20 protein-coding genes and 1 pseudogene are annotated in these 24,477 nt (G+C 37.1%); 11 read left to right on the top strand and 10 right to left on the bottom strand.

Annotated elements, in window-relative coordinates; all coding sequences use genetic code 11:
* Positions 1-31: 31 nt before the first annotated feature.
* The 5 genes from eda to ABX891_RS17790 form a co-directional block, all read right to left on the bottom strand.
* Positions 32-655, bottom strand: a complete 624-nt coding sequence (gene eda / locus ABX891_RS17810) for a bifunctional 4-hydroxy-2-oxoglutarate aldolase/2-dehydro-3-deoxy-phosphogluconate aldolase (protein ID WP_064664870.1) — start codon at positions 653-655, stop codon at positions 32-34.
* A 13-nt stretch (positions 656-668) separates the two neighbouring features.
* Positions 669-2,141 (bottom strand): glycoside hydrolase family 28 protein, encoded by a 1,473-nt coding sequence (locus tag ABX891_RS17805; protein WP_165742675.1) that lies wholly within the window; start codon positions 2,139-2,141, stop codon positions 669-671.
* A gap of 242 nt (positions 2,142-2,383) precedes the next feature.
* Positions 2,384-2,518: a hypothetical protein gene (locus tag ABX891_RS17800; RefSeq protein WP_269435818.1), complete on the bottom strand. Its 135-nt coding sequence runs from the start codon at positions 2,516-2,518 to the stop codon at positions 2,384-2,386.
* Positions 2,519-2,526: 8 nt separating this feature from the next.
* Positions 2,527-3,180, bottom strand: a complete 654-nt coding sequence (locus tag ABX891_RS17795) for a TonB-dependent receptor plug domain-containing protein (RefSeq protein WP_231619925.1) — start codon at positions 3,178-3,180, stop codon at positions 2,527-2,529.
* A 435-nt stretch (positions 3,181-3,615) separates the two neighbouring features.
* Positions 3,616-6,330 carry a TonB-dependent receptor gene (locus ABX891_RS17790; protein ID WP_309169148.1) on the bottom strand — a complete coding sequence of 905 codons (2,715 nt, stop codon included), beginning with the start codon at positions 6,328-6,330 and terminating at the stop codon, positions 3,616-3,618.
* Positions 6,331-6,751: 421 nt separating this feature from the next.
* Between ABX891_RS17790 and ABX891_RS17785 the strand changes: the two genes are divergently transcribed.
* From ABX891_RS17785 to ABX891_RS17775, 3 genes are all read left to right on the top strand, one after another.
* Positions 6,752-7,510, top strand: a complete 759-nt coding sequence (locus ABX891_RS17785; protein ID WP_354630263.1) for a rhamnogalacturonan acetylesterase — start codon at positions 6,752-6,754, stop codon at positions 7,508-7,510.
* Positions 7,511-7,786: 276 nt separating this feature from the next.
* Positions 7,787-8,782: an LLM class flavin-dependent oxidoreductase gene (locus ABX891_RS17780; protein WP_165742678.1), complete on the top strand. Its 996-nt coding sequence runs from the start codon at positions 7,787-7,789 to the stop codon at positions 8,780-8,782.
* 283 nt (positions 8,783-9,065) lie between these two features.
* Positions 9,066-10,079, top strand: coding sequence for a patatin-like phospholipase family protein (locus tag ABX891_RS17775; RefSeq protein ID WP_354630262.1), 1,014 nt, complete (start codon positions 9,066-9,068; stop codon positions 10,077-10,079).
* Positions 10,080-10,192: 113 nt separating this feature from the next.
* Here ABX891_RS17775 and ABX891_RS17770 read toward each other — a convergent pair whose 3' ends face one another.
* From ABX891_RS17770 to ABX891_RS17760, 3 genes are all read right to left on the bottom strand, one after another.
* Entirely contained in the window at positions 10,193-10,789 is a 597-nt protein-coding gene (locus tag ABX891_RS17770) for an IS30 family transposase (RefSeq protein WP_354630261.1), read from the bottom strand.
* A complete protein-coding gene (locus ABX891_RS17765; protein ID WP_354630260.1) occupies positions 10,780-11,184 on the bottom strand; it encodes a helix-turn-helix domain-containing protein in 405 nt (134 codons plus the stop codon). Before ABX891_RS17765 ends, ABX891_RS17770 begins: the two co-directional genes overlap by 10 nt.
* A gap of 123 nt (positions 11,185-11,307) precedes the next feature.
* Entirely contained in the window at positions 11,308-11,739 is a 432-nt protein-coding gene (locus tag ABX891_RS17760; protein ID WP_007377579.1) for an Lrp/AsnC family transcriptional regulator, read from the bottom strand.
* A gap of 171 nt (positions 11,740-11,910) precedes the next feature.
* On the opposite strand from ABX891_RS17760, the gene ocd reads away from it, so the two are divergent.
* The 4 genes from ocd (at position 11,911) to ABX891_RS17740 (ending at position 16,578) form a co-directional block, all read left to right on the top strand.
* On the top strand, positions 11,911-12,981 hold the full coding sequence (gene ocd / locus ABX891_RS17755; RefSeq protein WP_165742681.1) for an ornithine cyclodeaminase: 1,071 nt from the start codon (positions 11,911-11,913) through the stop codon (positions 12,979-12,981).
* The gene (ctlX, locus tag ABX891_RS17750; RefSeq protein ID WP_165742682.1) at positions 12,978-13,889 is read left to right on the top strand and encodes a citrulline utilization hydrolase CtlX; all 912 of its coding nucleotides are present in this window, start codon (positions 12,978-12,980) and stop codon (positions 13,887-13,889) included. The genes ocd and ctlX overlap by 4 nt, the downstream gene beginning before the upstream one ends.
* Before the next feature lie 121 nt (positions 13,890-14,010).
* Complete coding sequence (locus tag ABX891_RS17745) at positions 14,011-15,417, top strand: alanine/glycine:cation symporter family protein (protein ID WP_354630259.1); 1,407 nt, start codon at positions 14,011-14,013, stop codon at positions 15,415-15,417.
* A 138-nt stretch (positions 15,418-15,555) separates the two neighbouring features.
* Positions 15,556-16,578, top strand: coding sequence for a patatin-like phospholipase family protein (locus ABX891_RS17740; RefSeq protein ID WP_354630258.1), 1,023 nt, complete (start codon positions 15,556-15,558; stop codon positions 16,576-16,578).
* 134 nt (positions 16,579-16,712) lie between these two features.
* Here the strand turns inward: ABX891_RS17740 and ABX891_RS17735 are convergent, their stop codons facing one another.
* Both ABX891_RS17735 and ABX891_RS17730 read right to left on the bottom strand, forming a co-directional pair.
* Positions 16,713-18,329 (bottom strand): glycerol-3-phosphate dehydrogenase/oxidase, encoded by a 1,617-nt coding sequence (locus tag ABX891_RS17735; protein WP_024605636.1) that lies wholly within the window; start codon positions 18,327-18,329, stop codon positions 16,713-16,715.
* 1,316 nt (positions 18,330-19,645) lie between these two features.
* Entirely contained in the window at positions 19,646-20,407 is a 762-nt protein-coding gene (locus ABX891_RS17730; protein WP_165743954.1) for a DeoR/GlpR family transcriptional regulator, read from the bottom strand.
* Between the two features lie 168 nt (positions 20,408-20,575).
* On the opposite strand from ABX891_RS17730, the gene glpK reads away from it, so the two are divergent.
* The 4 genes and pseudogenes from glpK to ABX891_RS17710 all read left to right on the top strand — a co-directional run bounded on the left by glpK (position 20,576) and on the right by ABX891_RS17710 (position 24,457).
* Positions 20,576-22,057 carry a glycerol kinase GlpK gene (glpK, locus tag ABX891_RS17725; protein WP_024591023.1) on the top strand — a complete coding sequence of 494 codons (1,482 nt, stop codon included), beginning with the start codon at positions 20,576-20,578 and terminating at the stop codon, positions 22,055-22,057.
* Positions 22,058-22,286: 229 nt separating this feature from the next.
* Complete coding sequence (locus ABX891_RS17720) at positions 22,287-23,018, top strand: MIP/aquaporin family protein (protein ID WP_024591022.1); 732 nt, start codon at positions 22,287-22,289, stop codon at positions 23,016-23,018.
* 185 nt (positions 23,019-23,203) lie between these two features.
* Positions 23,204-23,548: pseudogene (locus tag ABX891_RS17715) on the top strand (patatin-like phospholipase family protein); the annotation flags it as partial.
* 210 nt (positions 23,549-23,758) lie between these two features.
* A complete protein-coding gene (locus ABX891_RS17710) occupies positions 23,759-24,457 on the top strand; it encodes a hypothetical protein (RefSeq protein WP_197188212.1) in 699 nt (232 codons plus the stop codon).
* Positions 24,458-24,477 lie beyond the last annotated feature (20 nt).

Here is a 24,477-nt window from a genome sequence, read left to right as displayed (position 1 = left end):
CACTGTCAACGTATGGCAGTCAATATGTTAATTAGTTGTTGTTTAGTACCTGAAGGCAGGCTTGAGTGATTTTTTCATAGTCTTTACTTTGCACCCATTGTGGTTGTGCAATCCATGTACCTCCTACGGCCATCACATTGCTAAGTGCTAAATAGTCTTTAAAGTTTTGCTCATTAATGCCGCCTGTAGGGCAAAAGCGAATATCAGCAAATACGCTGCTGACTGCTTTTAAAAACTGTTCGCCACCACACAAAGAAGCAGGAAACAATTTTTGCTCAGTAAAGCCATATTCTTTAGCAAGTAAAATATCTGCGGTGTTTGAAACACCCGGCACAACAGGGACCGACGATTGGCTAAGGGCATCGAGTAACCGTGGCGATATAGCAGGCGTAACAATAAAATCACTGCCTGCGGCAAGGCTTTTTGCAAGTAACGCTTGATCGGTAATGGTGCCTGCACCTACACATAAATCGGGCAGTGCTTTTTTAATCGCGATTAATGCGTCAAGTGACGCTGGCGTGCGCAGCACAACTTCCACTAATTGGATACCCGCCTTATGCATCGCGGTCGCAATAGCGACACCTTCTTCACTACTATTTGCTTGTATTATAGGCAGTATTGGTTGGGTGCCTAATAATGTTGAAAACGCGTTCATACATCGGTTCCTATCATGATTGCTGTAATTGCGCCATTGTCAGTGGCTGTTTGTTTAAAGTGACATTATCTAAACTCATATTATTTACATGAGCTACGATTGACTGACTGCCTACTTGGTCAAAATGGCAGTTTTTAAAATGAATATCGTTAATTGGTGCGCGTTCAAAGCCATTAAGATAAAACGCTTTACTGAGCACATTTTTACAATGTAAGTTTTCAATTTGAATATCGCGAACTGTTGGATCGAATTGTCCTGCATCGCCTTCTTCATAATAGAAGTTGATCACCACAGCGTTTTTAACGGTGCCAACGTCAACATTACGAATGCGTATATGCTCGATCAAACCGCCACGTACTGAGTTAGTTTTGATACGAATAGCGCGTTCTAGATGCGGGCTGTCCATAGTACAATTTTGCACAAAGACATTGTTTACACCACCTGATATTTCGCTACCAATAACCACTCCACCGTGGCCTTCTTTCATATGGCAGTTTTCAATAACAATGTTTTGTGAGGGGACACCGACACGTCTTCCGTCTGCATTTCGCCCTGATTTAATCGCGATACAGTCATCACCGGTATCAAATACACAGTTTTTAATATGTACATGATCGCAGCTCTCTGGGTCACAACCATCAGAGTTTGGCCCGTGGCTTGAAAAATTAACCTTATCAACCGTAACACTTTGGCATAAAACCGGATTCACTAACCAAAATGGCGAGTTTTTAATTGTCACACCTTGGATTAAAATATTTTTACATTTATACGGTTGAATAAAGGGAGGGCGTAAATAGGCGCCAGTACTGTATATACGTTCGCTTACTGGCACACCAGCTTCGGCATCAACCATCAACTGATCCCGTGCTTCACGCTGGTGCAATACTTTACCTTGACTATCTTTAATTAAATCCCAATGGCCTTCCTTGTGTGGTCCCTTCCAAGGCCACCACGTTTGGTTATCGCCATTTCCTTGGAGTGTTCCTTTACCTGTGATGGCAATATTTTCTTGCTCATAAGCATAGATCAGTGGTGAGTACCCCATCATTTCTAAGCCTTCCCAGCGAGTAAATACCTCGGGTAAGTAATGATTAGGATCAGTGCTGAAACTTAATATTGCCTTATCAGCCAAGTGTAAATTTACGTTAGAAAGTAAATGAATGGCACCGGTCAAGTAGGTACCATTTGGAATGTAGACCTGACCACCTCCTTGTGCGTGGCAGGCTTCAATGGCGCCTTTAATTGCTTGCGTACAATCATATTGTCCATTTTCTTTAGCGCCAAAGTCTTTAATATTAAATTGCTTAGCAGGGAAGGTCGGGACGACAATGTTGGCTTTTATTTGTTCAGCCATTTGCCAATCGTCTGCGCTAATAGGCGCTTCAAAAACATTGAGTAAAGGTGCTGACTGACAGCCCATTAAAGTTGCTGTTACCAAAGTGCTAGAAGCTAATGCTTTGAGAAAATAGCGTCGTTGATTATTCATCTTGTATCCTGCTGCTGTAAATTGGAATTATTATAATAAGCTAACATTAGCAGTTATTGCCACCGGTGGCAATATCATTTTACTACTTAGTTTAAATTATCAAAGATTTATTGTTTTTGAAAAAGTTATTTAAAATTAGTAACTAATAAAATAATCGACAGTAAAAACCATCGATTATGCACGGGGGGGAGTATTATATTGCAGACATAGCCTCAATTAACGAGGCTATGTGTTAATTAAGTTTAGAAAGTGCCCCTTACACCCAGTAAAAACTGGCGACCTGATGACAGATTTTCATAAGGGCGAGGGGTATAAATATCATTCCACATATCTTGTTTTTCATCTGTTAAATTAACGGCTTCAAATGAAACACTCATTTTTTCTGTTAACTTGTAGCGAGCATAAAAAAAGCACGAGGCGATACATCCTCATCAACATCACTATAACGAGTATTGACATTGTAAGCCCCTTTAAAGCCATCATATTGAAATGGAAGCGCCGTTTGTAAGTTAACATTGCCTGAGATGCCACCGTCTTCAAGTTCAGCAGAAACGGTTTTATTAATATCTATTTGGGTAAACAGTTCAGAGGAAAATACATTAAAATCAAATGCACGAGATGTATTTGAACCACCCGCAGCGTCTGTTGCAGCACCAGCAGATGCCGACTCCATACCATTAATTGTGGTTTTGACGTAACGAGAACCTAAACCGCGAATGGTAATTTGACGACCTTCACCTGCATCCTCTTCAATGGAGATACCAGGTACACGCGAAAGTGAGTCAGCAACATTTAAGTAAGGAAATTTACCAATATCTTCAGCAATGATAGTCTCACGTGTACCAACGGCTTCACGCTTAGTCATTAAAGCGGCATTGATACTACCGCGAAAACCTTTTACTTCGATCACTTTAAGTTGATCATCAGCAACAGCTTCATCTTGAGGCGCTGCATATGCTAAGCCACTGGTTAATGCGCCACTGAGTATTAAATTGGTCATCAACTTACTAAGTTTAAAATTATGTGTGCTGGTTGTCATAGTGGTTCCACGTTCTACTTATTGTTATTAAGTTAACATGACTTGAATTAGTGTGTTTGTCATGTACTTGTTCTGATTCTTATTACACCTAACCTAATAATTCATAATGGGAAAAAAACGAGAAAGTATGTAGCGAAGTATTGATTAATTATTTTTGTTACCGGTGGTATAAGTGAGAAGTATAATGTTATTGATGTGATGTCAAACGAAAAAAATAACATAATTCATCTTTAATTTACATTTTCAATGGCGTGCGAATACCATTCAAGTGCAACATTATTTATAAGCACTGTGATTTAACTGATTATTAGCCATCGGCTGCACTACGTTTTAATTATAAATAACTGGTGCACTACCTTAGTCATAGAAAAACAGCTTAATTAAAATGTTAATTAAGCTGTTTACTTTAGGGGAATTTAAAGTTTAAGCATTGCTTTATAAGTTGTAGCGTATTCCTAAAAAGTACTGTCGACCGGTATGATTATATTCACGTGGTAAATCTAAACTACCATCACCCGTGGTATACAGGCGTTCATACTCATCGGTAAGGTTAATTGCTTCAAATGTTACGGTTACATTTTCATTAATATTATAAAAGGCTGATAGGTCAAAATGTGTTGGACCAGATGTCGCTTCTTCAGCATTACCATTGTTACCTGTGTAATCAGTGATGTAATTGTCGCGTTTATTCACTGAAGCACGAGCGCCATAGTTTTCTTCTTCATAATACAGGGTAAAGTTATAAGAATTTTTAGAAAGACCCGTAATTTCACCTGCAGAGACATACGTATAGTTAGACACTAACCCCATATTTTTTAACAACCCAGGTAGGAATGAAAAAGGTTGCTGATAAATAAGTTCTAGCCCTTTAATCACAGTTCCTTGACCATTTACAGGGACGAAATGTGTGTAAGGGGTAGTTCTAGGATCGAGTGCACTTGATGGATCATATTGCGGATCATTATCAATAAAGGGTAAATAAGCAGGATCGACGAGTTTTTCTTCACTATCACTTTTTATAAAAGAGCCAATATCTTTGTAAAACGCTGTTGCTGCTAATAGCGACTCTTCTGCAAAGTACCATTCAACACCAACGTCTGTATTGGTAGAGGTGAATGGGTCTAAGAATGGGTTACCCGCACTAACAGTGCCGTTTAAATAAGAAAACGATGGATTACCAGGATTGAGTGAACTCAAACTCGGGCGGGTCATGGTTTTAGATAAACCCAGCCTTACAATCACATCATCGGTTGCATCAAGGGCTAAATTTAGCACTGGTAAAATATTGTCATAGCTATTGTCGATTGATACCGCATCAGTTTGAATAAAACCTGTTGATGTGGTTTCAGTTTTTACATAACGAACACCTGCATTAGTTCTGAGCAGCATACTTGAAATTTCATACTCAAAATTTGTTTCGATGTAGGCAGCCATTGTTTCTTCTTCAACTTTCCAGCTCTGCGCACTGCGTGGCACCCACTCTTTAAGTAAAAGCTGTGAATTTATTGCATCAAAATCAGCCACTAGAAAGGGTGATAACGTGCCGTCATAACCGGTGCCAAAATCATCGTAGGGTATTAGCTGAGAAAATCCAGCTGCAGAATCTTGATCAGGAAAACCGTTTATTTGTGATTCATCGTAACTAACCGTTCTGTCGTTATAGGCTATACCGCCTTTGATATTCATCATATCCATCTCGTATGATAAATCAATTTTAGCGGTGTCATTTTCGCGCAGTACATCTGTTGCACGTAAGCGCCCATCGGCTAAATCAAAAGAGTTGGCATCTAGAGTATCGTAATCGTAATTCATTACAGCGGTATTATTGCTGGTGCCAAAATCCATCGATACTCTATGAGGTGTGTTATTAGTCATGTTATAACGATACTGTTCAGAGCGAGCATCCGATTCAGCAGTGCCCACCATAGCGTCTAATCGAAGGTAATCAGATAAATGATATTTAGCTGAGAATACGTATTGTTGAAATTTTGTTTTTGAAATCTGCTGACGGCTTTCTACTCGAGATTTAACGCCGTTAAATGTCGCTGCTTGGACCTGTTTTCCATTGTCAGAAATCGTAATCGATTCAGGAGTAATTTCGCTGAATGTGTTTCTAAACATCTCGAAAAAGTTGTACATAGTGCGGTCATTATCAAGAGTTGAATGTAATGTATCTAGTGTAAGGACCAGATCATCGTAAGGAGCATATTGTAATGAACCGGTAAAGCCTAAACGTTCTTGTTCATTACCAAAAAAATCAGGGCGAGGCAGGCGAGGCGTATATAAGCAGTTCACAGCATCGACTGTTTGACCTTCGAACTCACAGTCCCCTGTATTGGGTGTGCCAATAACTTCAGTATTAGAGGTGTCAGCATAGATACCGCCACCATCGAGTACGGGGGTGGTCCAGCGAACTGTACCAAAGCCTTCTTGGCGTACGGTGCGTTCAGATTTTGCGACAGAGAATAAAGCCCCGATTGTATCATCAGCAAATGTGTTGCTGATCATAAATACCATCCGTGGGTCGACTTCTTCAGTGAGGTCGTTATAACCGGCTTGCGCGGACGCTGCAACATGAAAGCCTGTTGTGTCAAAAGGACGTGCAGAATACATATCAATAGTGCCCGCTATACCACCTTCTTCAGTTGCGGCCGTGGGCGTTTTTTGGATATCAACACGATTAAATAGTTCGGATGCAAATATATTAAAGTCAAATGCACGGCCACCGTTTACGCCGCCACCAGAGTCGGTGCCATCGGTACTAGCAGGTACTTCCATACCATTAAGTGTTGTGCGGGTAAAAGCCGGACCTAAGCCACGCAACGTAATTTGACGTCCTTCACCACCTTCACGAGAAATAGCTACCCCAGGAATACGTTGTAATGATTCTGCGATATTCAGATCAGGGAATTTACCAATATCTTCAGCCGCGATGGATTCAGTGGTATTTACTTCAAAACGTTTAGTTGCTAAGGATTTATTTAATGATGATCTAAATCCAGTTACTTGAATTAACTCTATGTCATTTTGGGCTTTAGTATCTGTTTGTGGCTGTTCATCGGCTGCGATTGCATACGATGTTGTGCCCAGTAGTAAGGCACTAACAATGCAGTTAAGTGGTTTGATAACGAACTTATTTGCAGTCTTCATTGTGTGTTCCTTTTTTATGCTGTTGATTTGAGCTTTTATTTTTATCACTTTATCTAGCCAGTAAAATGTAAGTCTATGATTAAAAGTCATAAAACTATTATCTTAATCAGTAGCGATATCAGGGAAATAAAATTGCTACCGGTGGCATAAAAATCAAGTTATATCTAAAAAAGCGTATTGTCAAACCTAGTAAATTACATTTTTCATACTTCATTTACATTTTTTTCAGTAAAAGTACATTAAGGACTGGTTTAATTTTATTCAGCACCATGATTTAACTTGTTATTTGCCACCGGTGGCAGTTGGTGGTATGTTTATAACGACAACCACAATTAAGTAAAATTATTTTTTCACTCAATTACAAAAGATAATTTTATAAAGAGCTAAACTGATTTTTTAAAAACAATAAAGAGCGAGTAGAATGGGAAAATTAATAGCAGCAATATTTATCATGGTGAGTTTTTCAAGTATGTCAGCAACTACTAAAGTTCAGCTTTTTATGGCAGGGGATTCAACCATGTCAATTAAAGAAGTGAAGGATTACCCTGAAACAGGTTGGGGAATGCCCTTTAGTATCTTTTTTAATGATAGCATCGACGTTAAAAATCGTGCTAAAAATGGTCGTAGTACACGTACCTTTATCAGTGAAGGCTTGTGGGCGGGCATTATAAATGAACTTAATAAAGATGATTTTGTGATCATTCAATTTGGTCATAACGATCAGTCAAAACAGAAAGTAGACCGCTACACTACACCAGAGCAATATAAGAAAAACCTAGTTAATTTTATTGCTGAAGTAAGAGCAAAGCAGGCACAGCCATTACTGATGACCCCGGTAACGCGACGTTATTTTGATGAAAAAGGTCAGATCAAGGACACCCATCCTATTTACGCTGATATAGTAAGAGATGTAGCTAAACAGACAGGGGTCGATTTTATTGACATGGAACGGGTGACCCAACAGTATTTTCAAAAGCTTGGTGGGATCAACTCACGCTTACGTTTTATGCATATAGCACCTAACTTGCATCCAAATTACCCTATAGGCGTAGAAGACAATACCCATTTCAATGAACTCGGTGCTCGAGAAGTTGCTCAATTAGTATTAATAGAAATGAAAAAAATAAATCACCCACTCGTTAAGCAATTACGCATACCTGATCCAAAACATTTAAAATAAAAATAATTTTTATAAATCATATTGTTATGTTTGATACAGCTAATAACGTGTGTAGTTTATTTATGTATTGTAATTGCATTGAATGAGTGTAATTGCATTGAATGAGTGTAAGTGCATCTAATGCAATAATCACTCTGCACTTAGCTTAATAGACAGGATCAATTGATTAGTTAAAATCAATGATTGAATTAACCACCCAGCAGACCCATTAATGGAATGATGGTTAAATTATTTTGACTATCTTCATCACTTAATTAAAGGCAATGAGGAGTAAACATGTCTGGGTTATCTGCAATACCGTTTTCTTTACTTGAGCTTAGCCCAATGAAAGAAGATGCCACCGTCTCAAGTACTCTTGCAAATAGTGTCGCTTATGCACAAAAAGCTGATGAACTCGGTTTTAACCGATTTTGGATGGCTGAACATCATAATATGCCGGGAATTGTCTGCGCGGCAACCTCTGTATTAATTGGCCACATAGCAGGGCAAACTAAAACTATACGAGTAGGTGCTGGTGGCGTTATGTTACCAAATCACCCGCCACTGATTGTTGCAGAGCAATACGGCACATTAGAGAGTTTATACCCTGGGCGTATTGATTTAGGTTTAGGCCGCGCACCAGGTAGCGATCATATAACCAGTCGTGCTCTGCGCCGAGATGAACGACGCGCTGAAAACTTTGCCGATGAAGTCACTGAACTGCAAACTTTATTAGGCCCTTACGATGGTAGTCACCCTGTTCGCGCTATACCGGGTGAGGACACAAAAGTTCCGATTTGGTTATTAGGCTCGAGTTTATTTAGCGCGCAACTAGCAGCGCAAAAAGGGTTACCGTACGTATTTGCAGGGCATTTTGCACCGCGCTTTGTGCACGACGCAATAGCGCTGTATAAGCGCGAATTTAAAGCATCAAGCGTACTTGATAAGCCATACGTAATGCTTGCACTGCCTTTAGTGGCAGCAGACACCGACGATGAAGCGCAATACTTGTCGACTACTTCTAAGCAACGTGTACTCGAACTTATACGCGGTAATGAGCTGTGGCTAAAACCACCTGTTGAAAGCATGGACGGGTTATGGAGCGAACAAGAGCGCGCTCATGTAGAGAACTTTTTAAGCCTAAGCGTAGTAGGCGGGCATGTAAGTATTAAACACAAGTTAGAGATGATAGCTAAACAGCTAGAAGTTGATGAGTTTATATTTACGAATGATGTGTTTGATAGTGAAAAACGCCACCGTGCACTCGAAATTTTAATGGAAATAAAACACTAAAATATAGTTAGTTAAGCAAGCGTACACTCTGGGCTTGTTAATATACAGACATCATCAAAAGTTAAACTTTTTTAACTCATTTTATTAACTTTAAGTGATGTCTGTATTTGTTATTTAAATATTAAAAGTAAATTTGATTGCTATTTTTAGTACATATTTTGCTTTATATACCGTTCTGTTTTTTCAATTGAACTGATTTAAACAATCAATTTTAAGATATCACTTTTGTTTTTTATAATGTAGCTATTAAACCAGACATCATAAAATTAAAGGCAGGTACACCGTGAACTCTCTAAACACCGCAACAGCTAATTCAGTTAACAAAACAGCGCAACCAAAAGTTGCTCTGATTGCTGAAGGTGGCGGGCAGCGAGGGATATTCACAGCTGGCGTACTTGATGCGTGGTTAGAGCAAAGCTATGACCCTTTTGATTTATTCATTGGTACTTCAGCGGGTTCACAAAACTTAACTAGCTACTTAGCGCGTCAAAAAGGCTACGCTAAACGCCTGATTAGAGGACTTTCGCGTAATAAGCGTTTTTTTCAGCTTGGTCGCGGATTAGTGGGTAAGCATATAGTTGATCTAGATTGGTACTTTGACAAAACCACTGAAGTAAACAGAGCTATAGATTTCAAAACAGCGAAAACTAGTTTAGGTGAGCGTGAACTACTTATAACAGCCACAAATGCACGAGACAGAAAAGCTTATTACTTATCGCCTACAGGTGATAGCAGTCAATGGCGTGATTTGTTAAAGGCTTCTAGCGCACTTCCGTTTTTATACAAACAAGGTGTAAAGTTAACACCTTGGTTAAACGTAAAAGCAGCGAATGAAACACATCTTGTTGAAGAACAAGCACAGAGCGATTTTTATCTAGACGGCGGTTTAGCCGCTCCACTCCCCGTGCGTGAGGCTTACAACCGAGGTGCTCGTAAAATTGTTGTAATAAGAACGGTTGACGCTAATTTTCAAGCGCAATCTGCATGGGTACAAAAGCTAAGAACATTTGCTATAGCATCAGGCTATTGTCCAAAAACATTGGACTACTTGATACAGCACGAAAAAGCGTATTTAGATGAGCTTGAGTTTATTGCAAATCCACCAAGTGATGTGGAAATAATACAAATTTTTGCAGACGAAAAACTGCATAGCAAATTATTAGGTAGTTCAAATAACGATTTACGTTTTGATCATAAATTAGGCTTAGCTGCAGGTCGATCTTATTTAGCGCAGCAAAGCCAATCTGAGATCAGCAATACGCATAATTACTCACAAAGCGAGTATAGTTACAATTAAGCCAATCGGATTCCCAAATCATGAATAATACTGCGACTAAAAGTTGCAGTATTATTCATTTAAATGCCTTTTATTTAAATGACTCCCACCCTAATTTGTACATTTATCAACCCCTAGATTCTAATTGGAAGTGCACCACCTAATTCATTATAGACTTCATTTGGTGTTTTAAATCCTAAACATTTTCTAGGGCGATTATTTAGTTGTTCCTCTACTTTTTTTAATTGCTGATGGCTTACTTTGCTAAAGTTTGTTTTCTTCGGGTAATACCTTCTAATTAAACCATTTATTTGTTCTACAGCACCTTTTTCCCAGCTGTGGTAAGGCTCACAAAAATAAGATTTATTTTTCAAAATGGCTTCTACTTTTTTAAACTCTGTATTTTCAGAGCCATTGTCATAAGTTATCGATAAACAAGCACTCGGTGGGTAAATAGATAGTTTTTTACATATTGCATTCGATGTCGCTAGAGCTTTTTTAGATGGTAATTTGGTGATATGACACACTCTAGAAACTCGTTCAAGTAACACATTCAGCGCACATTTTCTGTCGCTAGATTCAACAGAGTCACTTTCCCAATGCCCAAAGTTTTTTCTGAGATTAATGTCATCTGGCCTGTCTAAAATACTACATCTTTGACCCCAAACTGTTTTCGTTTTACGGGTTGGATATTTTTTCTTACGTTTTTTATGTTGCCTAGCTAAATACACAATAAGTGATGGTTCATTCTTGTATATATATATTGATAAATGGCCTCGTGAGATACGTTGGGTAAGGTTTTATCAAATTTTATTCGCCCAGCTATGATCTCTGGACTCCACCCAAGCTTGAGCTTATCAGTCACATATCGTTGAGCTTCAACAGACTTAAGCTTAACTCGCTTAGCTCTCTCCCTTACCCTTACTTCGTAATACATTTGAGCTGGATGAGGGTAATAAGTTGGTACGTAATAATCATATTTATTACGCTTTAACTCTCGGCTAATAGTGCTATGTGAGCGATTTAGTAATCGGCTCACCTCACGTATTGATTTTTTTTGGTAATGATACCACTCAAATAAACGACAACGTTCAAAGTTAGATAAATGTGAATATTGGGTACCCATGGCACACCTCCTGAACTTATAGTTTAGTAAAGGTGGTGCACTTCGACCTTGAATCTGGCTGTGAATACTTAAAACATTATAAATGGGTGTCATTTAAGTATTCTTTTAAATATTAAAAATAACTTAAGTTGATGAAAGCAATATGCTTGTTTCACTATTTAAAATACCATCAATTTCGCGTACTTGCCTTAGCACTCCATCAAACTCACTTAAATTTGCAGCTTGAAGCTCTGCAACTAAATCCCATGCACCATTGGTGGTGTGTAATTTTATAAGCTCGGGTATTCCGCGCATTGTTTTAATTACTTGTGAGGTAGATTTACCAACGACTTCTATCATCATAATTGCGCGCACGGCTTCTGTTTCTATGTGTTCGTGAACGCGTACAGTAAACCCTAATATTGCGCCTGAGCTAACTAATCTGTCTAACCTATTTTGCACTGTCCCGCGTGATACATTTAAAGAACCGGCTAAAGCTGAAATAGAAGCGCGGCCGTCTTTTCGTAATTCAGCTATTAAAGCATTATCAAGAGAGTCATAAATATAAGGAGTCATAAATCAAACCTTTAAAAGAAGTTACTGACCAAAATACATAAATTGTACATAACTGCATAGCAAAATGATAAAAATTAGTACTATTTGTGTAATTAATTGCCATATTAAATAGCACGTAGCCTCGCTAAACTTGTTTTAAATTAACTAATACATTATTCAAGAGGTTTCAGCATGAGTCATTTTATAGCACAGCCAAAACAAGGCGTTCCATTTATTAGCGTTCAGGCAATGGCTAAGCTTATAAATAGCTTAGGGGTCGAAAACGTTTTGCTAGATCTAACACATAAATTAGAAACCGACTTTGCCCGTTGGACTGAGTTTGATAAGTCACCTCGCTATGCAGCACACTCACCAGAGGGTGTAATAGAGCTAATGCCTGTAAGTGATGGCCAAATGTTCAGCTGTAAATATGTAAATGGTCACCCAAAAAACACCTTTAGAGAACTTCAAACAGTCGCTGCATTTGGTATTTTAGCAGATGTAGATAGTGGCTATCCGGTTATGATAAGCGAAATGTGTTTACTAACAGCACTACGTACAGCTGCAACTTCTGCAATGGTAGCTAAATATTTAGCACCTAAAAACTCAACAACCCTTACTTTAATAGGCAATGGCGCTCAATCAGAGTTTCAGGCACTCGCTTTTAAAGCGGTACTAGGTATTACGCATATTCGTTTATACGATATAGATAAAAGCGCCTCTAAAAAAGCATTTGCTAATTTAAGTGCATGCGGGTTAAACGTGGCTATTTGTAATAGTGTACAAGAGGCAGTAAAAGGGGCAGATATTATCACTACCTGTACTGCTGATAAAACTAACGCCACTATTTTAACAAATGACATGATCCCACAAGGTGTGCACATTAATGCCATAGGTGGTGATTGCCCAGGTAAAACAGAGTTAGATGCTAGATTGCTTGAGCGTGCTAATGTATTTGTTGAGTACGAGCCACAAACTCGAATAGAGGGCGAAATTCAACAAATGAGTCCAAGCTTTACAGTAACTGAGTTTCATAAAGTTATTAATAAGCAGTCGCTTGGGCGTACTAGCCAAGATGAATTAACCATTTTTGACGGCGTTGGCTTTGCGAGCGAAGACTTTACAGCACTGGTATTTATACGCGATGAGCTAATTAAAACGGGCGAGTTTGCTTTGCTTGATTTAATTACACAACAAGCGGACCCTCGTAATTTATTTTCAGTGCTTAGTGATCAACCATTAGTAAAAGAGCACGTGGCATGAGCGAAGTAAACCAAGCCCCCAGAGCTGTAGTGATGGTAAGGCCACATCACTTTACATCTAACCCACACACAATGCTCGATAACGCATTTCAAAGTGAATGCTTAGCACAAAATCAAAGTGAACAAGCATTTAAAGAAGTGACTAATGCCGTACAAATATTAAAAAATGAAGGGGTAACAGTTCACCTTTTTGAAGATGAGCAAACACACACTCCCGATTCAGTTTTTCCTAACAATTGGTTTTCAACTCATCAAAGTGGCCAATTAATAATCTATCCAATGTTTGTAGAAAACAGAAGGTTAGAATATCGAAAAGATATTATTGATTTTTTAACGGATCACTATAAAGTATCTTCAGTGACTGATTATTCATTTTTATCGAAAGAAAATTCATTTCTTGAAGGCACTGGTTCACTGGTTGTCGATCATCAAAATAAACTCGCTTACGCGGTAGAATCAAAAAGAACTACCAAGTCGGTGGTTAATACAATATGTGAGCAATTAAAACTATCACCTATAGTGTTTAACGCATATGACGAGCAAGGAACTGCGGTTTATCACACTAATGTTTTAATGTGTATTGCTACAAAATTTGTAATGATCAGTTTAAATATGGTGCCAATTGAACAACGTGCACAGTTAGCTAAACATTTTTTGAAAAGCCATCATCAAGTTATCGATTTAACGCTTGAGCAAATTAATAACTTTTGTGGCAATGCTATTGAGCTACAGGGTAAAAATGGTCGTATTTTAGCCTTATCGCAAACTGCGTTTAATGCACTTACACCGGCACAAATAACAGTTATACAAAAAACGGCTAAGCTTGTGCCATTACCTATACCTACTATTGAGTCGGCTGGTGGCTCAGTTAGGTGCATGATTGCAGGAGTTCATTTGCAAAATAAATAATGTATAGTTTTAAGGCAGCTTAGCTGCCTTATTTGCATTAAATTTTTAGTCGATGTCGCAAGCAAATGCCGTTATACCCAAAAAAGGGTATTAATATAAAAAATATAAGAAGGAATTAGCAATGTTCGATACCGTCGTCAAAAGCGTAAACAACCTTTTATGGGGAGAAGGGCAGGTACTTATTTATATACTCTTGTTTACGGGGGTATGGTTTTCAGTACGACTAAAAGCAATTCAAATACTTAAATTTAAACATATGTTTAGCCTTTTAAAAGGCAGTAGTAAATGTAAAAAAAACGACATTTCATCATTCCAAGCATTGTGTACAGGGCTTTGTGCACGGGTAGGTACCGGTAATTTAGCCGGTGTGGCAGTGGCAATTTCACTTGGCGGCAGCGGCGCTATATTTTGGATGTGGGTTATAGCCATATTGGGTATGGCTACAGGCTTTGCCGAAAGCGTACTTGGGCAAGTATATAAAGTGCGCGATAGTGGCGGCGAGTTTAGAGGCGGGCCTGCGTATTATATTCAACAAGGTTTGGGTAGCCGAGCATTCGCAATTGTGTTTGCCGCGTGTTTGTTTTTAGGTTACGGATTTACGTTTAGCGCAATGCAAACTAACACAATTACTGACGCACTTAACTACGCGTTTGAAGTTCCTACATTTTATTCAGGCCTAGTTATTACCGTATTAGCGGGCTCAATTATACTCGGTGGCTTTAAAGCAATTGCCCGATTTGCAGAGCGTGTTGTGCCAATAATGGGCATTGTGTTTGTACTTGCGGCGGTAATTATTACGATTATAAATTTCACGCAAGTACCCGCCATGCTTAAAGATATATTTTTATCAGCGTTTGGTTTACAAGAAGCAGGCGCCGGTGCAATGGGCGCTGCGATTAAAAACGGTATTCAACGTGGTTTATATTCTAATGAGGCCGGTGCAGGTAGTGTGCCGCATGCTTCAGCAAGTGCCAGCCCAATTCCTAATCACCCTGTAACGCAAGGTTACATACAAATGCTAGGCGTATTTTTCGATACAATCGTACTGTGTAGCTGTACCGCTGTGATCATTTTATTGGCCGATATAGACATAAGCGGTGAAATGGGAGGCATTCGTTTAACACAAAGCGCGATGACTGCTCACTTAGCACAAGGTGGTGTTTACTTTGTAGCAGCCGCTATAACCTTATTTGCTTTTACATCGGTGGTGGCAAACTACGCCTATGCAGAGAGCAACTTGCACTTATTTAAGCTCGACAACAAAGTAGGGCGCGGCATTTACACTTTGCTTTATTTATCAATGATGTTGTGGGGCGCGTCGGCCACATTAAAAGAAGTCTGGGATTTAGCCGATATTGCCTTAGGATTAATGACAGTGGTTAACGTTATCGCTATTATACTGTTAACGCCGACTATTTTGTCTGTTACGAGCGATTACCACGCACAAAGAGACAAAGGTTTAGAGCCCGAATTTAAAGTAAAAGATGTAAAAGTACAGGGCAAATGTGAAGACGGCATTTGGGATTAATTCACGTACTTTAAGCACACTTAACTATAAAAAGCGGTTTTATGGCAACATGAAATCGCTTTTTATTTTGCATAAGTATTCACTTTCAGTGTTGTAGAAATAACAGAAGCAACCAAAATAAAAGGCACAATTTTTTAGATGATCGAGATTAACGCAGGGAAAACAGCGGCTAAAATTATTAACGAACAGGGCTTTAAACCTGAACTTTTCACCTCTTTTTTAGGTGCAAGTGGTGGGCCAAAGTGGTTTACCTTATTTGGGTTGGATAAGTATATTTTTGGTGAATTTTTTAAAAACCGAACCCGGCCACTTAATTTAATTGGCTCATCTGCCGGCGCTTTTTGCTCTGCGTGTTTTGCACAAAACGATCCCGTTGCTGCCATTGAGCGCTTAGCAAAATCGTATTCGCAAACCCGATACTCAAGTAATAAACCAACACCAAGTGAAATAACAATAAAAGCGCGCGCATTACTTGAAGATGTTTTTGGCGATAACGGCGTAACCGAAATTATAAATAACCCAATATTTAAAGCGCACTTTATAGTAGCAAAATCGAATGGCTTTATTGCCAGCGAAAATAAAATAATACAACTACTGGGTTTATCAAAAAGTTATATGCTAAACCGCGTTAACCGAAAATTATTAGGCTCACAGTATGAGCGTTTTATATTTGGCCCAGCAACAAGTGACTTATCAATTACCGACAGCTACAATTTTAAAACGCAAAACATAGCGCTTACTCAAAATAATTTAAAAGATGCATTACTTGCATCGGGTTCAATACCACTTGTTATGCAAGGCATAAAAAATATTGCAGGCTCGCCGCAAGGAATATATCGCGACGGCGGAATTATCGATTACCACTTTGATTTAAAAATTAATAACCCAGGCTTAATTTTATATCCGCATTTTAATAGCGATCCAAAAGCAGGGTGGTTCGATAAAAATTTAAAACGTAAAGTGTCACCACTTAATTACGACAATGTAGTGATGATCACCCCATCAAAAGAATTTGTAGCAAGCTTACCCTACGGAAAAATTCCAGATAGAAACGATTTTACCGATCTTGATGCAGACACGCGTATTAAATATTGGAATATAGTTTTTAGTGAAACAGAAAGGCTAGCTGAAGCGTTTGATAAAAAGTTAAAATGTTATTAATTTTTAAAAATAAAATATAGTTTTATTAGTTGCTATAAGAAGTCAGTTAACATAATTAATTTTAATCGTGTTAACAGACTTCTTCTATAACATTTAACCCAAGCTTTTAAAGTCGTAAGAATAGATGTAAATGGTTATTTAGATATCTCTTCAATGTACTCCTGAAGTTTATTTTCAGCATTATCCTTACCAAATAGAATTTGGCAGACTTCATGTAAACCAGGATCTGAAAGAATATCTTCTTTTCTTACAACCAGTGAAATTTTAGAACGTCGACGTAAAAAATCACTGAGTTTAGTTATCATTTCCCGCTCAGCAGCGTGTTCAATTTCCACACGTAAGTACTCCGAATTCTTAATAAGGAGTTCGCCTTTTTCAGGTGCTTCACGAATTTTTTCTAGCATGTTAATCGCATTTCTGCCGTAACGTCTCCAAAACCGCTTACTAAGTACCTCTGTAGATGTTTTAGGTGTTAAACCATCCAAATTCATTAATTTTGCACGATGCATGAACTCATTTTTAACAGTGTCGTCAGGTTCACCGTACCATTTGTAATCTTCATAAGGTAACTTAATACCTAATCCAGTGACTAAATCAGCCACTTCATCGCCTACATTAATACAATCTGTTAGTTTTCCGCCAAAGATAGAAAGATATTTTTGATCACTATTTGTATCTATAGCGTGCTTGCGTGATAATTGCACCCAGTCAGCCTTACCATTACCGTCTTTTTTAATTGCTAATGGTCTAACTCCACAGCGCTCGGCTATAATATCACTTTTTGTAATTGGCTTTTCTAACTCTAATAATTTGTTAGCATTATCAAGCACAAAGTTTCGATCCTCATCAGTCACTTGTGAGTGCGGACTATGAACTTGTGTATCGGTTGTACCAATACACGTTTTTGGGCCCATGGGGATCACAAAAAACAACCGACCATCATCTGCAAAAAACGTCAGTACTTTGTTACTGTTAGTTACCTTATCAACAATAAGGTGAATACCTTTTGAAAATACATGGTGATGTGCTGTGGTTTGACTATTTGTATTGTTAATAGGATCAACAAATGGGCCTGCTGCGTTAATAATAACTTTAGAGCGGATAGTAAACTTCTCTTTAGACATCTCGTCTACTGCATTTGTAGTCCAAATATCATTAGAGCGAGTAGAGCCCTGCGAACTTACGTAGTTAGCGGCAATACACCCATGGCTCATACTAGAGCGAATAAAATTGAAAACAAAACGAGCATCGTTATCCAATAAAAAGCTGTCTGAATATTCAAATCCAGCCTCTACATTTTTTGTGTTAATGACTGGCTCTGATGATTTTATTTTTTTTGCATTGAGGTATCTAGGAGATTTAGTAAAAAAACGTCCCATAAACCAATAGAGAATAGTACCTAAATAAACAAAGAATGCCGGAAATCTAAAGCCTTTTTGGATACTTGTAAAAAAGCGAATTTCTTTAACAGTAGAAGGATAGCTACGCATTAAATGGTTTCTACTTTTACAAAGTTTATTAACCAAATTATATTCATGACTTTCTAAATATTTTATGCCACCCCAAGCTAAATTTGATGAGTTTGAACTAGTGAAACCGGCAAAATCACCTTTGTCTATCAAGGCAACTCTAGCGCCCTTAGCGGCTAAAGCGGCAGCAGATACAGCACCGTTAATACCCCCTCCAATAATCAAAACATCATAAATATCTTGGGGAAGTTTTTTAATATTGTTGTCTCTAAGTTGACTCATTTGTTGAATTACCTATTTTAATATCAAGCTATTTAGACCAGCTCAATTAAATTTAAAGTATTAATGTCCTAAACGGTATTTATCGTGCTATCAAAACTTATACTAGGCATGCAGGTAAGTAAGTATACGAGTAATAATAAAAATACTTTCGATATTTTTATTATTTAACTCAAGATTTGTTACCCAACATTTAAGTACTTGATACAAGTAAGCCTTCAAACGAAATCAAAAATTAATTGATCTGATTAACAAGGATGACCAAGCTACTGCAGATAACTATTGTATTTTAAGACTCTGAATAGCTATAACAGTACGAAGTTATTATTTACTTCGGTTTTCTTTATATTAAAAATAACATTTAATAACGAACATTTGCAAACATTAAAGTACATAAATGAAAGTTAGTCTAGCTATATCAAACCCACCGTAAAGCAATAAAAAACTTAGGAGTTTAATTTTTTCCGCTATAGTTTTTTGACACCCCATTAAATCAATAGTTACTACGGCGTTTTGATATCCGATAAATCAAGCAAGGCTGGGCCAGTTGGAGGTATATTGTTAGCTATCTTTATTTTTCTTGATACAACAGCTATTGCCGGCTGAAAAGCGCTTGTTATATCGATTGTATGTCTCTTTGGTTTCTTATCATTAAAGCCACAAATAGTTTTACCATCTATGGCTATAACGCCAACGTTTGTTGCTATATGTGCAGCCTGTGTCCAACGTATAAAATTTTGTTGTAATATCTATCCTATTAAAAGCATGATCATTTTATCTTCTTAAATAACTCTCTACGTTAAAAATTATTAATAGCTGACAGAATAGGGGCAGGAGGGGGAGCAATACAGGAAAATGCAGAGAGCAATTGGAGATAACAACTCTATGTCATAATTTTTCTTTGTTATCGCGCTATTTCCTCAGCGCTATAATAGATCACTAATTTAATACAATAGGTATGACTTTTCAGATGATATAGGTGAATAGTACCATCTATAGTGTTGTGAACTGGAAGACTACTTTCAAATGAGACATATTTTTCAAGCAAATCAATCTCATTATTAGCAACGTATTCAATGTTTTTCATCCATCTTCGGTGCAGATCACACCTACAACGAGAATGAATAAGATAGCATGAAGCTTATATTCGACTTTAGATTGCAGTTATTCGTCGGATATTATTGAAAAATGTTCATCAAAAATTAATTGTATGGGACTTCTATTTATAAGAAACCTATTCGATCATGCTGTAGCTAAAATGGAAAGCTCATGATTTCCCCATGATGAGGGAAAATCTATTTAACTGTTATGTTAAGCTTTTACCGAGCGATATGCAGTTCGACATCGTGCTCATTGAGTAAAGTAAGTATACTTTCGGGTGGCTGAGCATCGGTAATAAAGTTATCTGCCTGTGAGATATTACCTAATTTTACCATCGCATACCGACCGAATTTAGAGTGATCTGCAGCAAGTAAAACTTTACGTGAATTTTCAATGATTGCCTGGGCTACGCGCACTTCACGATAGTCAAAATCAAGTAACGCACCATTTTCTTCTATGCCACTAATACCTATAATGCCAAAATCCATACGAAATTGTTTAATAAAATCCTCTGTGGTCTCACCAATAATCCCGCCATCTCTGTGCCTAACTTCTCCACCTGCGATAAGTACAGAAAAATCTTTCTTAACACCTAATATAGCCGCAACATTAAGATTATTAGTTACAACTTTCAAATTTTCATGACCAAGAAGTGCTTTCGCGATTGTTTCTGTTGTAGTGCCTATGTTTATAAATAAGGAAGAGCCATTAGGTATCATACGAACTACATGCTGTGCTATTTTTTGTTTAGCTTCTAAGTCCATGATTTTTCTAGTTTGATATGCTGTATTCTGAATGCTTGAAATGGCACTAGCACCGCCATGATGACGTCTCAATTTATTTAAATTAGCAAGATAAGCCAGATCTCGTCTTATTGTTTGTGGTGTAACTTCATAATGACTTACTAGTACTTCAATAGAAATTGAATCTCTTTCTTTTAATAATTTTAGTATGGATTCGTGTCTTTGGTCTTGAGTCATTTTTTTCGCATTTTAAATTTAGTTAATAGTAAATTATAGGTTAAGAGCTAACAAATGAAAATCACATATAAATAATTATATATTAAAGTTGTATTTTTGTTGTATGTAGCAATTAATCCATGTAATAGTACAAAAACGAAAATAACCGAAAGTAAAAGTGAAAAAATAATGAATAACTATATCCTTTCAATTGATCAAGGTACGACTAGTTCTAGAAGTGTGCTATTTGATTTAAATGGTAATATTGCATACCTAGAACAACAAGAATTTGACCAGCACTTTCCAAAAGATGGTTATGTAGAACATAAACCAGAAGATATTTGGGCTTCTGTACAGCAAACAATGACAGCTGTAATGAAACACCTAGACCCTCAACACGATAAGGTTATTGCCATAGGTATTACCAACCAACGTGAAACAACAATAGTATGGGATAAAATTACTGGTGAGCCCGTTTATAACGCGATTGTATGGCAAGATAGACGTACGTCAGAGTTATGTAATGATTTAAGGGCCGCAGAAAAAGAAGAGTTAATTAGAAAAAAAACCGGCCTTTTAATAGACCCATATTTTTCTGCAACTAAAATAAATTGGATTTTAGAAAATTGTCCCGATGCTAGAGAAAAAGCAGAAAAAGGCGATTTAATCTTCGGTACTGTCGACACTTATTTATTGTGGAAATTGACAGGCGGAAAAGAGCACCGCACAGACGCAACGAATGCTTCGCGAACTATGCTCTTTAATATTCATACCCAAGAATGGGACGTGGAATTACTTGAACTTCTGAATGTGCCAATAGAGATGTTACCAGAAGTAATGGATTCATCAGATGATTTTGGTGTAACAGATGAACGCTATTTAGGTTACGAAGTACCTATTCTTGCAATGGCAGGAGACCAACAGGCAGCGTTATTTGGGCAAACTTGTTTTCAACCAGGAATGGCTAAAAGTACCTATGGTACAGGATGCTTTATGATGGTTAACACTGGCGATAAAGTACTTGAATCTGAAAATAGACTTCTCAGTACAGTAGCTTATAGATTAAATGGGAAACCAACTTATGCGCTAGAGGGGAGTATTTTTATTGCAGGTGCTGCAATTCAATGGCTTAGAGACGGTCTACAATTAATCCAAAAAGCTGAAGAAACAGAGTCACTTGCATGCAATACCTCACTAGATCACGGTATATATATGGTACCCGCTTTTACAGGATTAGGTGCTCCTTATTGGGATTCTAATGCGCGAGGTGCAATTTTTGGCTTAACCCGAGATACGGGTATAAAAGAGATCGTAACAGCTGGATTACAATCAGTTTGTTTTCAAACTAAAGACCTTCAAAAGTCAATGGAAGCTGATGGCGTAAGACCACAGGTACTAAGAGTTGATGGCGGTATGGTAATAAATGGCTGGCTTATGCAATTTTTGTCAGATGTTTTAGGAGCCGAAGTTGACCGTTCGACCATAAGTGAAACTACTGCTTTGGGTGTAGCTTACTTAGCAGGTTTAAAAGCGGGTGTATTCCCATCACTTGAATCATTAGCGACTAACTGGAATTGCGATAAACGATTTGTTCCTAACATGACTAAATCAAAACGTGATGAATTATATGCCGGATGGTGTAATGCGGTAAAAAAAGTACAAAGCGAATAATAAGCCGCTTAACTATAAAACCATAGCAACATATCTATTAAGGTTTATTAGTGGAGACTATTTTTATGATACCACTAAATACTCCAAGCGTAAAAATAAATAAGTTGATACTTATCTTATGGTAATTTTCAGCTGTAAAAAAGTTTCAAAATATTCATGGTTTATACTTATGCAATAGATATCATTATTGAGGGTGGTTTTATGTTTATAATTAATAAGGAATATTAAAATGTCACCTTTCTTAGCTGAAATACTAGGAACTGCACTGCTTATTTTAATTGGGGGCGGGGTTGTAGCCAATGACATACTAAAGAAAACACTAGGCCATGGCGGCGGTTGGATGACGATTACCACTGCTTGGGGACTTGGTGTTTTTATCGGCGTGGTTGTTGCCGGTCCCTATAGTGGAGCACACCTTAACCCTGCAGTAACAATAGGCTTAGCCGTAGCTGGATCATTTCCATGGTCCGAAGTTCCAAGTTATATTTTAGCGGAATTTATTGGCGCGATGGTTGGCGCTTCGTTAGTTTATGCAGTTTATAAAGATCATTTCGATGCCACTGACGATCCCACCTTAAAACGAGCTGTTTTCTGTACATCTCCAGCTATACCAAATACGTTTAGAAATATACTTAGTGAAATAATAGGGACCTTCGTTTTATTAATTTGTGTTTTTTACTTCTCTTCAGCTGAAATTGACGATGGCTCTGGCGTAAAAATAGGCTTAGGTTCAATAGGCGCTATACCTGTTGCTTTTGTTGTTTGGGGTATTGGACTTTCTCTGGGTGGGACTACTGGATATGCAATAAATCCAGCTCGAGATTTAGGCCCGCGAATTGTACATTCTTTATTACCAATAAAAGGTAAAATTGATAGTAACTGGGGTTACTCATGGATCCCGGTAGTTGGTCCAATAATAGGGAGTGTTTTAGCAGCTTTATTATATATATTAGTTAAATAATTGAAATATAGTTATTTAATTTTACTAAAAAATGATTATACACAGACTACTTTTCTGAACACACAAAAGAAAAATATAATTTATATAAGCAATATAGTTAAATAAAAAAGGGCGTGTAGCCCTTTTTTATTTAAAGCTAAGGCTATTACCAATACAAAATATAAATAAAAAAGTATAAAAAATTTATATATAGCGACGGCGGAATTATCGATTACCACTTTGACTTAAAAATTAATAACCCAGGACTTATTTTATATCCGCATTTTAATAGTGAGCCAAAAGCAGGGTGGTTCGATAAAAATTTAAAACGTAAAGTATCACCACTTAATTACGACAACGTGGTGATGATTACCCCATCAAAAGAATTTGTTGCCGGCTTACCTTACGGGAAAATTCCAGACAGAAACGATTTTACCGATCTAGATGCAGACACACGTATTAAATATTGGAATACCGTTTTTAGTGAAACTGAAAAATTGGCTGAAGCGTTTGATAAAAAATTAAATAATGATAATTTTGATTTGAAGTAATATTAATAATTTAATTACTGACAACACATAAATTACGGTATGTTTAATATCCTAGAAGTAAATAATCAAAGGTCTAGTTTGACAGTATGGATGATATCTTATGGCAATTTAAATATTTTAAATTATGTACTTATAGAATATAAGATGGTTATATAACGATAATAGATTAAATCTGTTAGGAACTATAAATATAAATTAATAAGGATTGTTATGGATAAGTATATATATTTTTTAATAAAAATTTTTGATGAAGATAAACATGCTGAAATGTTTTTAGATGGATTTCTTCACTCAAAAAAACTTTCTTATTTTAGAAAACTTTATGATGAAGCTTTAGGAAATCGAGGTGATAAGCATGAAGGAGTTATTAGTTGGTATAAAGCAGAAGAATTAATAATTGAAATAAATGGTGTTACTTTAAAAGATGTTGTTGGTAATGTATCAATGAATATGAACTACCATGATAATGTTAACATCTTCTGTTTATATGCATCTTACCAAACGGAAAATTTTGAATTGACTCAAGAAAATCTGCCAAAACTAATTGAAGAATTAAAAATATCTGAAAGCTGTTTGGGGCTGGGTAGAAAAGCTGTGATTGTGACAAATGTAGAAGAATTTATTAATAGAGTATTTAATAAAGCTGAACAACAGCAATTAAATTTTAAAGCTGGTTTAATCGAATATTATGACCCTGAAATATTTTCAGGAAAATTCAAAGATGATGATGCGATATTTAAGAAAAGAATAGAGTTTTCACATCAAAAGGAATACAGGTTTGCATTCTATCCTAATAATATTTCTGATGATGCAATGAATCTAGACATAGGTAATATCAGAGATATAGCTTTCAAAATGGAAGCTAAAGAGATTAATAACGAAATAAAAATAAGTAAAATAACTCGATGAAATTAAAATTTTAATTTTGG

It is taken from the genome of Pseudoalteromonas sp. NCIMB 1079, assembly GCF_040567695.1.
Lineage (GTDB): Bacteria > Pseudomonadota > Gammaproteobacteria > Enterobacterales > Alteromonadaceae > Pseudoalteromonas > Pseudoalteromonas distincta.
This window is presented reverse-complemented; position numbering and strand designations above follow the sequence as displayed.

Bases quoted from the DNA above. Each gene is read 5' to 3' on its own strand.
- ctlX (WP_165742682.1), top strand. From the start codon at position 12,978: ATGAGCGAAGTAAACCAAGCCCCCAGAGCTGTAGTGATGGTAAGGCCA.
- ABX891_RS17780 (WP_165742678.1), top strand. From the start codon at position 7,787: ATGTCTGGGTTATCTGCAATACCGTTTTCTTTACTTGAGCTTAGCCCA.
- ocd (WP_165742681.1), top strand. From the start codon at position 11,911: ATGAGTCATTTTATAGCACAGCCAAAACAAGGCGTTCCATTTATTAGC.
- ABX891_RS17740 (WP_354630258.1), top strand. From the start codon at position 15,556: ATGATCGAGATTAACGCAGGGAAAACAGCGGCTAAAATTATTAACGAA.
- eda (WP_064664870.1), bottom strand. From the start codon at position 655: ATGAACGCGTTTTCAACATTATTAGGCACCCAACCAATACTGCCTATA.
- ABX891_RS17795 (WP_231619925.1), bottom strand. From the start codon at position 3,180: ATGACAACCAGCACACATAATTTTAAACTTAGTAAGTTGATGACCAAT.
- ABX891_RS17785 (WP_354630263.1), top strand. From the start codon at position 6,752: ATGGGAAAATTAATAGCAGCAATATTTATCATGGTGAGTTTTTCAAGT.
- ABX891_RS17710 (WP_197188212.1), top strand. From the start codon at position 23,759: ATGGATAAGTATATATATTTTTTAATAAAAATTTTTGATGAAGATAAA.
- ABX891_RS17720 (WP_024591022.1), top strand. From the start codon at position 22,287: ATGTCACCTTTCTTAGCTGAAATACTAGGAACTGCACTGCTTATTTTA.
- ABX891_RS17790 (WP_309169148.1), bottom strand. From the start codon at position 6,330: ATGAAGACTGCAAATAAGTTCGTTATCAAACCACTTAACTGCATTGTT.
- ABX891_RS17800 (WP_269435818.1), bottom strand. From the start codon at position 2,518: ATGAGTGTTTCATTTGAAGCCGTTAATTTAACAGATGAAAAACAAGAT.
- ABX891_RS17760 (WP_007377579.1), bottom strand. From the start codon at position 11,739: ATGACTCCTTATATTTATGACTCTCTTGATAATGCTTTAATAGCTGAA.
- glpK (WP_024591023.1), top strand. From the start codon at position 20,576: ATGAATAACTATATCCTTTCAATTGATCAAGGTACGACTAGTTCTAGA.
- ABX891_RS17730 (WP_165743954.1), bottom strand. From the start codon at position 20,407: ATGACTCAAGACCAAAGACACGAATCCATACTAAAATTATTAAAAGAA.
- ABX891_RS17745 (WP_354630259.1), top strand. From the start codon at position 14,011: ATGTTCGATACCGTCGTCAAAAGCGTAAACAACCTTTTATGGGGAGAA.
- ABX891_RS17765 (WP_354630260.1), bottom strand. From the start codon at position 11,184: ATGGGTACCCAATATTCACATTTATCTAACTTTGAACGTTGTCGTTTA.
- ABX891_RS17805 (WP_165742675.1), bottom strand. From the start codon at position 2,141: ATGAATAATCAACGACGCTATTTTCTCAAAGCATTAGCTTCTAGCACT.
- ABX891_RS17735 (WP_024605636.1), bottom strand. From the start codon at position 18,329: ATGAGTCAACTTAGAGACAACAATATTAAAAAACTTCCCCAAGATATT.